This window comes from Cellulomonas sp. (assembly GCF_017744555.1).
Classification (GTDB): Bacteria; Actinomycetota; Actinomycetes; order Actinomycetales; family Cellulomonadaceae; genus Cellulomonas.
In genome coordinates this window covers 17,973-31,278 of the sequence record NZ_JAGIBD010000017.1, presented here as the reverse complement: position 1 = coordinate 31,278, position 13,306 = coordinate 17,973, and the positions used below count along the sequence as shown (strand labels likewise).

The 13,306-nt window shown below is 73.3% G+C and carries 11 protein-coding genes; 5 read left to right on the top strand and 6 right to left on the bottom strand.

From position 1 onward, the window contains the following. Positions 1-166: 166 nt before the first annotated feature. The 4 genes from J7523_RS12360 (at position 167) to J7523_RS12345 (ending at position 5,582) form a co-directional block, all read left to right on the top strand. Positions 167-1,642 carry an endo-1,4-beta-xylanase gene (locus tag J7523_RS12360; protein ID WP_291886826.1) on the top strand — a complete coding sequence of 492 codons (1,476 nt, stop codon included), beginning with the start codon at positions 167-169 and terminating at the stop codon, positions 1,640-1,642. A 123-nt stretch (positions 1,643-1,765) separates the two neighbouring features. Continuing rightward, a complete protein-coding gene (locus J7523_RS12355; RefSeq protein ID WP_291886824.1) occupies positions 1,766-2,341 on the top strand; it encodes an NYN domain-containing protein in 576 nt (191 codons plus the stop codon). A 258-nt stretch (positions 2,342-2,599) separates the two neighbouring features. Continuing rightward, a complete protein-coding gene (locus J7523_RS12350; RefSeq protein WP_291886822.1) occupies positions 2,600-3,193 on the top strand; it encodes a hypothetical protein in 594 nt (197 codons plus the stop codon). Between the two features lies 1 nt (position 3,194). Next, the gene (locus J7523_RS12345) at positions 3,195-5,582 is read left to right on the top strand and encodes a hypothetical protein (protein ID WP_291886820.1); all 2,388 of its coding nucleotides are present in this window, start codon (positions 3,195-3,197) and stop codon (positions 5,580-5,582) included. Between the two features lie 73 nt (positions 5,583-5,655). Here J7523_RS12345 and J7523_RS12340 read toward each other — a convergent pair whose 3' ends face one another. The 6 genes from J7523_RS12340 to nirB form a co-directional block, all read right to left on the bottom strand. Beyond that, a complete protein-coding gene (locus tag J7523_RS12340; protein ID WP_291886818.1) occupies positions 5,656-6,273 on the bottom strand; it encodes a hypothetical protein in 618 nt (205 codons plus the stop codon). Between the two features lie 254 nt (positions 6,274-6,527). After that, the gene (locus J7523_RS12335; protein ID WP_291886816.1) at positions 6,528-7,259 is read right to left on the bottom strand and encodes a CbiX/SirB N-terminal domain-containing protein; all 732 of its coding nucleotides are present in this window, start codon (positions 7,257-7,259) and stop codon (positions 6,528-6,530) included. Next, positions 7,256-8,374: a uroporphyrinogen-III synthase gene (locus J7523_RS12330; protein ID WP_291886813.1), complete on the bottom strand. Its 1,119-nt coding sequence runs from the start codon at positions 8,372-8,374 to the stop codon at positions 7,256-7,258. The genes J7523_RS12335 and J7523_RS12330 overlap by 4 nt, the downstream gene beginning before the upstream one ends. Further along, on the bottom strand, positions 8,371-9,630 hold the full coding sequence (cobA, locus tag J7523_RS12325) for a uroporphyrinogen-III C-methyltransferase (RefSeq protein ID WP_291886810.1): 1,260 nt from the start codon (positions 9,628-9,630) through the stop codon (positions 8,371-8,373). The genes J7523_RS12330 and cobA overlap by 4 nt, the downstream gene beginning before the upstream one ends. Continuing rightward, entirely contained in the window at positions 9,627-10,010 is a 384-nt protein-coding gene (gene nirD / locus J7523_RS12320; RefSeq protein WP_291886808.1) for a nitrite reductase small subunit NirD, read from the bottom strand. The genes cobA and nirD overlap by 4 nt, the downstream gene beginning before the upstream one ends. Continuing rightward, positions 10,007-12,592 carry a nitrite reductase large subunit NirB gene (gene nirB, locus J7523_RS12315; RefSeq protein ID WP_291886806.1) on the bottom strand — a complete coding sequence of 862 codons (2,586 nt, stop codon included), beginning with the start codon at positions 12,590-12,592 and terminating at the stop codon, positions 10,007-10,009. The genes nirD and nirB overlap by 4 nt, the downstream gene beginning before the upstream one ends. A gap of 164 nt (positions 12,593-12,756) precedes the next feature. Here nirB and J7523_RS12310 point away from each other — a divergent pair, with 164 nt between their 5' ends. After that, positions 12,757-13,305, top strand: a complete 549-nt coding sequence (locus tag J7523_RS12310) for a DUF1697 domain-containing protein (RefSeq protein WP_291886804.1) — start codon at positions 12,757-12,759, stop codon at positions 13,303-13,305. The last annotated feature ends 1 nt before the right edge of the window (position 13,306 follow it).

Sequence of the window (13,306 nt, the reverse complement as noted above, 5' to 3'; positions counted from 1 at the left end):
GTCAGGTCCATGCGTTCGCAACAACACCTCCGCCCGCCCCATCCTTCCCGACCGCTTCACTATCGAAAGTTCCGAGGGCAAGCGCCCGAAATGTTTCAGCACCTCGCGCGCGTCTGGCGCCGATGACCACTCTTCGTTCGGCACTGGCTCGACGAGGAGGAAAACCATGGCCCCGACACAACCGCTCGCCCGCCGCAAGGCCGGGACGCGGAGCGCACTGCGCACGACGATCGCCGCCGCCGCCGCGACCCTGGTGGTCGGCACCGCGCTCGTCGTCCCCGCGCAGGCTGCGAGCACCCTGAAGGACTACGGCACCGCCGCCGGCAAGGACATCGGGTTCGCGCTCGACCCGAACCGGCTCTCGGAGTCCGCGTACAAGTCCATCGCGGACAGCGAGTTCTCCCTGGTCGTCCCCGAGAACGCGATGAAGTGGGACTCGACGGAGCCGTCGCAGAACTCCTTCAACTACAGCTCGGGCGACCAGGTGGCCCAGTACGCGGCACAGAGCGGCAAGAAGCTCTACGGGCACACGTTCGTGTGGCACCAGCAGCTCCCGGGCTGGGTCTCGAACCTGTCGGGGTCCGCCCTCGAGTCGGCGATGAAGAACCACATCACCAACGTCGCGACGCACTTCCAGGGCAAGGTCTTCTCGTGGGACGTCGTCAACGAGGCGTTCGAGGACAACGGCTCCCGGCGCCAGTCGGTGTTCCAGCAGCGGCTGGGTGACGGCTACATCGAGACGGCGTTCAAGACGGCGCGCGCCGCCGACCCCACCGCGAAGCTGTGCATCAACGACTACAGCATCGAGAACATCAACTCGAAGAGCACCGCGATCTACAACCTGGTCAAGGACTTCAAGTCGCGCGGCGTCCCGATCGACTGCGTCGGCTTCCAGTCCCACCTGATCGTCGGCCAGGTGCCCGGCGACTTCCAGCAGAACCTGCAGCGGTTCGCCGACCTCGGTGTCGACGTCCGGATCACCGAGCTCGACATCCGCATGAACACGCCCTCCGACTCCAGCAAGCTCGCGCAGCAGGCCGCGGACTACAAGAAGGTGTTCCAGGCGTGCCTCGGCGTGACCCGCTGCCAGGGCGTGACCATCTGGGGCATCACCGACAAGTACTCGTGGGTCCCCGGCACGTTCTCCGGCCAGGGCGCCGCGCTCGTCTGGGACGACAACTACGCGAAGAAGCCGGCGTACGACGGCATCGTGTCGGCCTTCAGCGGCGTGACCCCGACGCCCACCCCGACGACGCCGACCCCCACGCCCACCACCCCGACGCCGACCCCCACCACGCCGACCCCGACGCCCACGCAGACCCAGGGCCCGGCCGGCTGCCAGGTCACGTACAGCGTCAACCAGTGGAACACCGGCTTCACCGCGAACGTGACGATCAAGAACACCTCGTCGGCCGCGATCAACGGCTGGACGCTGAAGTTCTCCTTCCCGTCGGGCCAGGCGATCACGCAGGCGTGGTCGTCCAAGGCGAGCCAGTCCGGCTCGGCCGTGACGCTCACGAACGAGTCGTGGAACGGCTCGCTGCCGCCCGGTGGCAGCACGCAGATCGGCTTCAACGGCTCGCACACGGGCACGAACACGGCTCCGTCGTCGTTCACGCTGAACGGCACGACCTGCTCGTGACGTCGCTCGCCCGCTGAGCGGGCGTGCGTCTCGGGCGGCCCGGTGCCCGCAGGACCTCCTGCGGGCACCGGGCCGTCGTCGTCCCCCGACGGCACGGGCGCACCGCGCCGATACGCTGGCCCGATGAGCCAGGACACCGCCGGCAGGACCACGTACCTCCTCGTCGACGGCGAGAACATCGACGCGACGCTCGGCTCGTCGATCCTGGGCGGACGCCCGACGCCCGAGCAGCGTCCGCGCTGGGAGCGCGTGCTGTCGTTCGCGCAGCAGACGTGGGACCAGCCGGTGAAGGGCCTGTTCTTCCTCAACGCGTCGAACGGCAACCTGCCGATGTCGTTCGTGCAGGCGCTGCTCGCGATCGGGTTCCAGCCGATCCCGCTGTCGGGCGAGTCGTACGAGAAGGTCGTCGACATCGGCATCAAGCGCACCCTCGCGGCGATCGCGCAGCGTGACGGTGACGTGCTGCTGGCGAGCCACGACGGTGACTTCGCACCCGAGGTCGAGTTGCTCGTCGACGACCCCGACCGGCGCGTGGGGCTGCTCGCCTTCCGGGAGTTCACGAGCACCGCGCTGGCCGGGCTGACGGCACGCGGGTTGGCGACGTTCGACCTGGAGTCCGACGTCGCGGCGTTCAACGTGCAGCTGCCGCGCCTGCGGATCATCCCGCTCGAGGAGTTCGACCCGCTGCGCTACCTCTGACGCGCCGGGCCGCTCCCGTTTCGGCCGGTTTCGTGACCCAGGTCACAGACCTGTAACGGTTATCTGGTACTCGGCCCGAAGTACCTAGGACGCGGGACCAATTACCTAGTACCGCGTGGCTCACGTGTCGCCCGCGCTGGTAGACATCGGCTCGGTTCCACCCCGGTACGCCGGCACGCGCACCCGTCAACGGCGACGGCGGGCGCGCGCCGGACCGGGGTGGACGTCCATCCAGCGGTTCACCACATCGAGGTGGTCATGAGGCGACACATCCTCGCGGGGGTCTTCCTCGCGGTCCTGACGACGGCGATCGTCCTGCTCTCCGACGCGTTCGGCCTCGACGTGCAGGGAGTCGCCCTGCTCGGCGCGGCCCTCGGCGGCGCCCTCGGGCTCGTCCCGGACCGATCCCCCGTGCAGCGTGCCGGCGCGTTCGGCGTGGGCTTCGTCGCGGCCTGGGTCGGGTACGCCGTCCGCGCCGCCGTGCTGCCCGACACCAGCGGCGGCCGCGCGGTCGCCGTGCTGCTCGTGCTGCTGGTGTGCCTCGCCGTCGCCGCCGGCACGCGCGGCCGCCTCCCGCTGTGGGCGACCCTGCTCGGCGCCGCCGCGATGTCCGGCGCGTACGAGCTCACGTACGCGGCAGACCCGACGGCGTTCGTCAGCTCGTCGTGGAGCACCGCGACGTCCGTGCTGCTCGCCGCGGGCGCCGGCTTCGTCGCCACGTCGCTGCTCGGCCCGCAGGTCGAGGCCGACCGCGAGCGCGAACGCGAGCTGGCCGCCGCCGAGGACACGTCGTTCGACGACACGTTCGTCCCCGCCGACCCCCGTCCGTACCAGCCCGCCACGGAGGCCTGACGTGCGCCGTTCCACCGCCACCAGCCTGTGCGCCCTCGCCCTGGTCCCGCTGCTCGTCGGCACGACGGGCGGCGCCGCGAGCGCCGCGGACTCCGGTGACGTGACCGTCACCAACACCGAGACCGTCCAGGCGCGCCTCAACGCGAACGGTGCCCTGCTCAAGGCCCGCGTCTACGAGCAGCTCGACCTGTCCGGCCACGGCACCGCGACGATCACCAACCCGGTCTCGACGCACGGCCTGCGGAATCTCGACGGGTTCGGCGGCTACCAGGTGCGGGACGGCGCGGTCGTCACGTCGGTCGACGTCGACGGCGAGAAGCGCCTGCGCTCCGTGAGCGACTACGACCAGGAGCTCCCGCTGCAGGTCGCCGTGAGCTACCTGTTCGACGGCAAGCCCGTCGAGCCCGGCGCCGTCGTCGGCAAGACCGGCACGCTCACGGTCAGGTACACGGTGAAGAACGTCACCGGCAAGCAGCAGGCCGTCGAGTACGACGACGGCACCGGCGGCAAGGCGAAGGCCAGCGCCGAGACGGTCGTGCCGATGATCGGGTCGCTCACCACGACACTGCCGTCGTCGTTCACCGAGGTCCGGTCCGACGAGGCTGCGATGGCCGGCGACGGGCACGGCGGCACGCTCATGACGTTCCAGATGACGCTGTTCCCGCCCATCGGGTCCGCGACCGCCGAGTTCGGCTACACGGCGCACGTGTCGAAGGGCGTCATCCCGCCCGCGACCCTCACGTCCCTGCCCGTGTCGCCGCTCGACTTCCCGTCCTACAAGGCCGGCTCGGCGAGCTACCAGTCCGGCGCGAACAGCGGCGTCGACCTGACGTCGGGCGCCGTGCAGATCGACTCGAACCTGCTGCTCCTGCGCGACGGGGCGTCCGAGCTCCTCGCCGGGCTGCTGCAGCTCCGCGACGGCGCTGACCAGCTCGAGTCCGGGCTGAACGACGAGGCTGCCCCGGGCGCCGCGAAGCTCGCCGACGGCAGCCGCCAGCTCGCCTCCGGCCTCGCCGAGGCGAACGCCAAGGCGCCGCAGCTCATCGCCGGGCTGACCCTGGTGGACGGCGGTCTCTCGCAGGTCGACGCCGGACTGAAGAAGATGTACGGCCAGATCGGGACGCTGCCCACCGAGGCCCAGGCGTTGCACGACGGCATCGCCCGTCTGCGGGCAGGCATCGGCACAGCAACCGCCCCGGGCCCCCTGCTCGCGGGCCTGCAGCAGCTGCAGAAGCAGGTCTCCGGCGACGCGCCTGCAGCGCTCGCCGACCTGTCGGCCGCGGTCTACGCCAACGACCCGACGGCGCCGGGCGCGTACCAGAAGCTCACGTGCGCGATCACGGTCCTCGGCGACGTGCTGAGCGGGGCCGGGCCGGCGGCCGCCGGCGGGTGCTATCCGCAGGGCCGCCCGCCGATGCCGGCGCTGGCCACCGTGTCGCCGGCGTCGGCGGCCGTCGTCGACGCCGTCAGTACGCAGCTCACGGCCGGGAGGAACGCGCTCGCGGACCCGGCCGCCATCGCGAACCCGAACGACCCCGCGTACTACCTCGCCACCTCGACGAACCCGACGATCGAGCAGGCCCTCGCGTACCTCTACGGCGGCGCAGCGCCCGCGGACCCGACCATGCAGCAGGCACTGGCCTACCTGCAGGGCAGGCTCGCGAACGTGGCCGGCGCCGGCTTCGGCAAGCTGCAGTGCGGCCTGACGGTCTCTCTGTCCTTCTGCCCCAAGGTGGACGCCGACGGCAAGCCCACCGCCGGGCTCCTCGAGGGGCTCGACGCCGTCGACGCGGGCGTGAGCCTGCTCGTCACGAAGGTCGTCACGAGCGTGCAGTCCGGCGTCGGTGGCGACTCGGACACCCAGGCGAACGGCACGCTGCGCGGCGGGATCCACTCGCTGCAGGGCGGCGTGGACCAGCTCTCGGCCGGTGGTGACGCTCTGAAGAGCGGGCTCGGCCAGCTCGGCGCCGGAGCCGTGCGGCTTGACCGAGGTGCGCACGACCTCGCGTCCGGACTCAAGGACGCCGCGGACGGGTCGACGCAGCTCGCGGACGGCCTGGCCACGGCGGCCGACGGCGCCCCCGGCCTGGTCGACGGTGCGCAGCGCCTGTCGGACGAGGGCACGTCGCAGCTCGTCGACAGCGGCGAGGAGACGGCGGCGGACTACGGCGTGAAGTACGCGGTCCTCAAGGCGGGCGCCGAGCGGGCGTCGACCGAGGGCATGGCGTACGGCGCTCCGGACGGTGCGCTCGGGGCGACGGCGTACTCGATCGAGATCGCCGGGGTCGACGGCGAGGGCGTCAACGCGACGGGCCGCGGGCTCGCGGCGGTCGCTCTGTTCGCGATCGGTGCGGGCATCGCGACGGTGGTGCGTCGCCGGCTCGTCTGACCCCACGAAGCCCACCGCGGGCGTCGCGACCTCCCCCCGGTCGCGGCGCCCGCGGTGCTGTGTGCGGGTGCTGTCAGCCGGCGAAGCCCGACGACAGGGCGTCGTCGATCCGCTGCAGGACCTCGTCCCTGTGCGGCCCGCCGAACAGCGCGACGCCGTGCGACGCACCGTCGAGCAGCAGGAACGTGGACGCGTCGTCCGCCCGTGCCACGAGCTTCGAGTCGTCCGCATGGACGTCCTGGTCGTCGGCCGACGCGACGACGAGCAGCGGCCCGTCGTAGGTGCTGGATGCGGAGCGGGCGTCCACGCCTTCGATCTCCGAGGGTGGGCTGAGCGCGACGACGGTCTTGGGCGAGATCTCGTCGGCGCCGGCGGCGACGACGGCTCCGCCCTTCGATGCCCCGACGAGAGCGAAGTCCTGGCCGCCGATCGTGCGGAGCACCTGGACCGCGTCGCGGAGGGACTGGGGCCCGTCCGAGGACCAGCTGAACGTGCCGACGAGGTACCCCTCACCCGCGAGCCGGGTCAGCTGGTCGGCCCACTGGCACGGGCCGCCCCCACGCTGCGGCGCGAGCACCACGGCCTTGGTGCCGGAGCCGGTCCAGGCGACGAGCGTCGGGTCGTCCTCGGGCCCGGTCGCGGCGGTCGCGGTCCCTTGGGGGAGGCAGTCGAGCGTCTCGGCCGGCCGCATGTCGGGTGACGGTCCGATTGTGGGGGCGGCGCCGGTGGGGGCGGTGGCGTCGTCACCCCCGCCGGAAGTGCAGCCGGTGAGCAGCGCACCCCCTGCGACCAGCGCGAACAGCGGGACGAGGGCACGGGAGCGAGGCGAGTGGATGTGCACCGACGATTCCTACGGCGGGTGCGTCAGCAGGGCAAGCCCATGTCCACGGACCGAGCCTGCCGAAACGCTTCAGACGACCGGGACCTGCGACGACGGCTCGCCCGCTAGTCGCGCCGAGGCAGCCCGGGAGCGACGGCGTCGTACCGGTCGAGGACGATGTCGACGAGCCTCTCGTCGGGGGCGAGCGGGTCGGTGACCACGTCGGCCCCCGCCTCGAGCACCCGGTCGTGGAAGAAGCCCGGCGCCAGCAGGTACGACGCGACCACCACCCGTCCGTCACCCGTGAGCCCCTCGCGGGCGGCGGCGACGGCGGCAGGTACTCGCGGCTCGGCCCCCGCGCCGTAGCCGATCGTGACGGGCTGGTCGAGCGTGTCGGACAAGCCGGCGGCGACGGCCTCGACCGCGAGCGCGGCGGCCGCGTCGCTCGACCCGGCGGCGGCGAGCACCACGACGTCGCCGTCGCGCAGACCCGCGGCCGCGAGCCGGTCGGCGAGGATCTCGACGAGACGGTCGTCCGGGCCGAGCGGGGCGGACGCCTCGGCGGACGGCAGGTCGACCGCGGCCGCGATGTCGACCTTCACGTGGAAGCCGACGGACAGCAGCAGCGGCACGACGACCACACCGGGGGCCCCGTCGCCGAGCGTGTCCCGGACGACGTCCGCGACCTCGGGCTGCTGGACGTCGACGAACGCCTCGCGCACGGTGAGCTCGGGCCGGCGGGACCGGACGCCGTCGACGATCGACCGGATCGCCGCACGCCCGTCGTGGTTGCCGGTGCCGTGCGAGCAGCCGACGAGAGCGGGCGCCGGCGGGGCGGCGTGCATCGCGTTCGTCATGCGGTGTGCTCGAGCTCGAGGCGGTACCCGCGCTTCACGACCGTCTTGATGAGCTCGCGGCTCCCCGTCGCGTCGCGCAGCCGCGCGATCGCGACCTCGGCCGCGTGGGGGTCGCGGGAGTCGCCGGGCAGCACCTGCAGCACCTGGTCGCGGGGCACGACCGACCCCTGCGCCGACGCGAGCAGGCGCAGCACCTCCAGGCCGGACGGCGTCAGCGGGAGCACGTGGCCGTCGAGCACGGCCGCGCCGCGGAACACCTGCAGCGGCCCCGCGACGGTGCTGAGCGCCTGCAGCCCTCCGTAGTGCGCGACGAGCGAGCGGACGAGCGACCCGAGCCGACCCCGGTCGGGGACGAGCGGCTCGATGTGGCGGTCGAGGAGCGGCCGGGCGGTCACGGGACCGACGGCGGCCATCACGACGTGGCCCGACTGCGCGAGGTCGACGATCCGGTCGGTGACACCGGCGTCGTCGGCGGCGGCGAGCCACGCGGCGGCACCGGGAGCGGACGTGAACACGACGGCGTCGACCTCGCCGGCGGCCACCGCCTTGACGGACGCGGTGACGACGGCCGGGTCGGGCGGAGGGCCCCAGCGGTAGACGACGAGGCTGCGCACGGTCGCTCCCGCGGCGGCGAACGCCTCGTCGAGCCCGTCCGCTCCGGCACCGTGGTGCTGCACGGCGATCTTCAGGCCGGCGACCCCGTCGTCGAGCAGGACCTCCGCGATCTCGGCGCTCGTCTCCGACTCGGCGACCCAGTCGGCCGTGAGCCCGGCGGCCTGGATGGCGCCTCGTGCCTTGGGGCCCCGCGCGACGATCCGCGTGCCCTTCAGAGTGTCCACCAGCTGCTCGGCGAGGCCCACCGCGTCGGCGGCCTCGATCCAGCCGCGGAACCCGATCCCGGTCGTGACGACGACCGTGTCGGGGGGGTCGGCGAGCAGCGCGCGCGTGCCCTCGATCAGGGCCGCGTCGTCGGTGTGCGGGACCATGCCGAGGGCCGGCGCGTGCCGCACCGAGGCGCCGCGCCTGGTCAGGGCAGCGGCGAGCTCGGCGGACCGGCGGTCGGCCGTGATGAGGACGACGCACCCGGCAAGCGTCTGGTCGATGGGGTCGCTCACGAGGTCATTGTGTCGTGCGTCTGTGGCGCGAGTGCGTCGGCGCCACCGATCCCGTCGAGCAGACCTTCCGCCGCGACCCGGCCGAGCACCACCACGGCCGGCGCACGGACGCCGACCTCGGCGGCCCGCGCGGCGATCTCGCCGAGCGGCGCACGCGTGACGCGCTGGGTCGAGAGCGTGCCGTTCTCGACGACGGCGGCCGGGGTCGACGGGTCGACGCCGGCCGCGGCGGCCTCCGCCGTCAGGTCGGTCAGCACCGCGACACCCATGAGCACGACGACCGTGCACGACGCGTCGCGCAGGCCCGTGAGCGCGGCGGACGACCAGCCGTCGTGCCCGTTCATCACGTGCACGGCGCCGACGGTGCCGCGGTGGGTCAGCGGGATCCCGGCGGCCGCGGGCGCGGCGAACGCGCTGCTCACACCTGGGACGACCTCCACGGGCACCCCGGCCTCACGGCACGCGATCACCTCCTCGCCGCCGCGGCCGTACAGGAACGGGTCGCCGCCCTTGAGCCGCACGACGAACCGCCCGCGCTGCGCCTGCTCGACAAGGATCCGGTTGATCTCGTCCTGCGGCACGGGGTGGTGACCGGGGGTCTTGCCGACGTCGATCACCTCGACGTCGGCCGGCAACGAGTCGAGGACCTCCACCGGGCCGAGCCGGTCCGCGACGACGACGTCGGCCTGCGCGAGCGCCCGGCGGGCCGCGACCGTCATGAGCGACGGGTCGCCCGGGCCGCCGCCGACGAGCACCACGCGGCCCTCACCGGCAGGGCGCGGCCGCCGCGCGCGCAGGTCCAGGTCGCCCTCGTGGAGCACGTCGGATAGCGCGTCCCGCACCGCCGCGGTGCGCCGCGGGTCGGGGGCGCCTGTCGAGACGACGCCGACGAGCACGTCGCCGCTGCGGGTCGTCGCGGGCGTGCGGGCCGTGCCGGCCGCTCCGGACCCGGCGTCCACACAGAACGTGCGGCGCGCCGCTGCCCACTCCCCCACGGCGGCGTCGGTCGCGCGGTCCCCGGTCGCGGTGTGCACGAGCCACACGCCGTCCACGTCGCTCTCGACGACCTCGCGGGCACGCCACTCGACCAGTCCCCACCGGTGCAGGTCGAGCAGCACCTCGCACAGCTGTGGCGCGACGACGACCACGCGCGCCGCGTCGGCGAGCAGTCCCTGCACCCGGCGAGCCGCGACCGGACCGCCGCCGACCACGAGCACCGGGCGGCCCGTGAGGTCGAGCCCGAGCATCGTCGTCACGGGGTCCCCACCTCGACGACGCCGTCGCTGACCCGGACGGGCCACACGGTGAGGTCGCCGGACGCGCCGGCCACCGGCGTCTTGCCCGCGGCGTCGAGGCACACGCCCGTGACGAGGTCGAACACCTGCTTGTACATGGGCGACGCGACCGTGGCGACCTCGACGCCGTCGACCGTGCGGGAGCCGACGATCCCGCGCGACATGACGTAGGCGTCGCTGTACGGGTCGTGCTGGTCGACCGCGAGCACGCGCCCGTCGACCAGCCGGAACAGCGCGACCTGCTGGCCGTCCAGCAGCGCCGCGGCACCGCGCTCGGGCGCGAGGTCGTCGACCCGGCACACCGCGGTCCACGTGGTCTTCTGGGTGTCGAGAACGGTCATGACCGCACCTCCAGCGTCGATCCGGCGACGAGCACGGGCTCGCCGCGGCCGGCCGCGGCACGCTCGTCGGGTGTGGCAGGTCGTGCCTGGCCCCGCTCGGGGACGTAGGCCAGGGACGGGTCGGGCACCTCGGGGGCGTTGACGAACGACGCGAACCGCCGCAGCTTCTCGGGGTCCTCGAGCGTCGCGCGCCACTCGTCCTCGTACTGCTCGACGTGCTGCGCCATCTGCGCGTCGAGGTCCGCGGCGATGCCGAGCGAGTCCTCCATGACGACCGCCCGGACGCCGTCGAGCCCGCCGTCGACCTCCTCGACCCACGGCGCGGTGCGCTGCAGACGGTCGGCGGTGCGGATGTAGTACAGGAGGAACCGGTCGATCGCGGTGATGAGGTCCTCGGTGGACAGGTCCTCCGCGAGCAGCTGCGCGTGCCGCGGCGTGAAGCCGCCGTTGCCGCCCACGTACAGGTTCCAGCCCCTGTCGGTCGCGATGACGCCGACGTCCTTGCCGCGGGCCTCCGCACACTCGCGGGCGCACCCGGAGACGCCGAGCTTGAGCTTGTGCGGCGAGCGCAGCCCCCGGTACCGCAGCTCGAGCAGCACGGCGAGCGCCACCGAGTCCTGCACGCCGAACCGGCACCACGTGGAGCCGACGCACGACTTCACGGTCCGCAGCGACTTGCCGTACGCGTGCCCCGACTCGAAGCCGGCGTCGACGAGCCGCTGCCAGATGAGCGGGAGCTGGTCGATGCGGGCGCCGAACAGGTCAATCCGCTGGCCGCCGGTGATCTTGGTGTAGAGGCCGTAGTCCTTCGCGACCTCGCCGATCGCGATGAGCCCCTCCGGGGTCACCTCGCCCCCGGGGATGCGCGGGACCACCGAGTACGAGCCGTCCTTCTGCAGGTTCGCCATGACGTGGTCGTTGGTGTCCTGCAGCGCGGCCCGCTCGCCGTCGAGCACGTGCGCGGGGGCCGTCGTCGCGAGGATGGACGCGACCGCGGGCTTGCAGATGTCGCAGCCGCGGCCCGTGCCGAACCGCTCGACGACCTCCGTGAAGCTGCGCAGGCCCGCGACCCGGACGGCGTCGTAGAGCTGGGCGCGGGACAGCGCGAAGTGCTCGCACAGCGCCGAGCTGACGGTGATGCCCTGCTTGGTGAGCTCGGTGGTGACGAGCTTCTTGACGAGCGGGAGGCACGACCCGCAGCTCGTGCCGGCCTTGGTGCACGCCTTGACGGCCCCGACGTCGGTGCAGCCGTGCTCGGTGACCGCGCCGCGGATGGTGCCGGCGGACACGTTGTTGCACGAGCAGACGCCCGCGTCGTCGGGCAGCTCGAGGTCCGGCGCTCCCCCGCCGCCGCCCTCGGGCAGCAAGAACACCGCCGGGTCGCCGGGCAGCTCGCGACCGAGCATGGGCCGCAGGCTCGCGTAGGCGGACGCGTCGCCCACGAGCACGCCGCCGAGCAGCGTGCGCGCGTCGTCCGACATCACGAGCTTCTTGTAGACGCCGTTCACCGGGTCGGCCCACACGAGCTCCAGCGCACCCTCGGTCCGCCCGAACGCGTCGCCGAAGGACGCGACGTCGACGCCCGCGAGCTTGAGCTTCGTCGCGGTGTCCGCGCCGGGGAACTCCGCCGCGCCGCCGAGCAGGCGGTCCGCGGTGACCTCGGCCATCGCGTAGCCGGGGGCGACGAGCCCGATGCAGGCGCCCTGGATGCACGCGACCTCTCCGACCGCCGACACGTCGGGGTCGTCCGTCAGGCAGGTGTCGTCCACGACCACGCCGCCGCGCGGGCCGATCCCCAGCCCGGCGGCGCGTGCGAGCTCGTCGCGCGGCCGCACGCCCGCGGCCACGACCACCACGTCGGCGTCCACCCGGCCGCCGTCGGCGAGGTCGAGCCGGCCGACCCCGCCCCGCCGGTGCGGACGGATCCGCACCGTCATCGCGTTGACGCGGACGCCCACGCCGATGTTGTTGATGAGCCGCCGCAGCGCCTCGCCGCCGCCGAGGTCGAGCTGCGTGTCCATGAGGTGCGTGCCGACCTGCAGCACCGTCGCCTGCGCACCGAGCGCGTGCAGCGCCCCCGCCGCCTCGAGGCCGAGCAGACCGCCGCCGAGCACCGCACCGCGGACCGGGCGGCGCAGGTCGGACTGGAGCTTCTCGACGTACCCGCGCAGCGCGGCGACGTCGTCGATCGTGCGGTAGACGAACACGCCGGGCAGGTCCGCGCCCTCCGTCGGCGGCACCCACGCGTACGACCCGGTGGCGAGGACCAGGTGGTCGTAGCAGTACGTGCGGCCCGACGCGGCGGTCACCGTGCGCGCCTCGCGGTCGATGTGCGTCACCTTGTCGTCGCGGACCAGGCGGACGAGCGGGTCGCGCCAGAGGTCGGCGTCGCCGAGCTCGAGGTCCTCGGGGTCCCTGCCGCTGAAGTAGCTCGTGAGGGCGACGCGGTCGTAGGGCCGGCGCGGCTCCTCGGCGAGCACGGTGATCCGCCAGGTGCCGGCGGTGTCGCGGTCGCGCAGGGCTTCGACGAGCCGCTGGGCGACCATGCCGCCGCCGACGACGACGAGGTGACGGGGATCCATGGGTGGCTCCGGTCAGTCGGGGACGAGGGCAAGACCGACGGTAGGAAGCGCGTGTTTCGCGCGGTGTCGCGGGTCCGTTACCCCGAAGGAACGTTGTCCGCACATCCCGCGCGATGGGCGTGTGAGCCGCGGCGGTGTGGGTGCTGGCTGGCACGGTGGGGCCCATGAGTGCCGTGGTCGCCCTGCTCAGGGCCGTGAACGTCGGTGGCCGGACCGTGAGGTCGGCGGAGCTTCGCTCGGTCGCGGAGTCGTTGGGGCACACCGAGGTGACGACCTACGTGAACAGCGGGAACCTCGTGCTGGTGCCCGCCGGCGGGGCGGCCCCGGACGACGTGGCCGCCGGGCTGTCGGCCGCCTTCGAGTCCGAGCTCGGGTTCGACGTACCCGTGATCGCACGCAGCGCCACCGAGTGGGAGCTCGTCGTGCGGGCGCTCCCGTTCCCCGCGCAGGCGGAGTCCGACCCGTCGCACCTCGTCGTGTGCTGCTGGGACGGCGTGCCCGACGTCGCGTCGATCCGCACGTTCGACGCGTCGGTGTACGGGAACGAGTCCGTGATCTGGCACGGACGGGAGACCTACGCGTACTACCCCGACGGGATCGGCCGGTCCAAGCTCACCCTGCCCGTGCTGTCCAAGGCCGCCGGCCGGGTCGGCACCGCCCGAAACTGGAGGACCGTGCTGGCCCTCCAGAAGCTCGTCCAGGAACGGTCCTGAA

Bases quoted from the DNA above. Each gene is read 5' to 3' on its own strand.
- J7523_RS12360 (WP_291886826.1), top strand. From the start codon at position 167: ATGGCCCCGACACAACCGCTCGCCCGCCGCAAGGCCGGGACGCGGAGC.
- J7523_RS12310 (WP_291886804.1), top strand. From the start codon at position 12,757: ATGAGTGCCGTGGTCGCCCTGCTCAGGGCCGTGAACGTCGGTGGCCGG.
- J7523_RS12350 (WP_291886822.1), top strand. From the start codon at position 2,600: ATGAGGCGACACATCCTCGCGGGGGTCTTCCTCGCGGTCCTGACGACG.
- nirB (WP_291886806.1), bottom strand. From the start codon at position 12,592: ATGGATCCCCGTCACCTCGTCGTCGTCGGCGGCGGCATGGTCGCCCAG.
- nirD (WP_291886808.1), bottom strand. From the start codon at position 10,010: ATGACCGTTCTCGACACCCAGAAGACCACGTGGACCGCGGTGTGCCGG.
- J7523_RS12355 (WP_291886824.1), top strand. From the start codon at position 1,766: ATGAGCCAGGACACCGCCGGCAGGACCACGTACCTCCTCGTCGACGGC.
- J7523_RS12335 (WP_291886816.1), bottom strand. From the start codon at position 7,259: ATGACGAACGCGATGCACGCCGCCCCGCCGGCGCCCGCTCTCGTCGGC.
- J7523_RS12340 (WP_291886818.1), bottom strand. From the start codon at position 6,273: ATGCGGCCGGCCGAGACGCTCGACTGCCTCCCCCAAGGGACCGCGACC.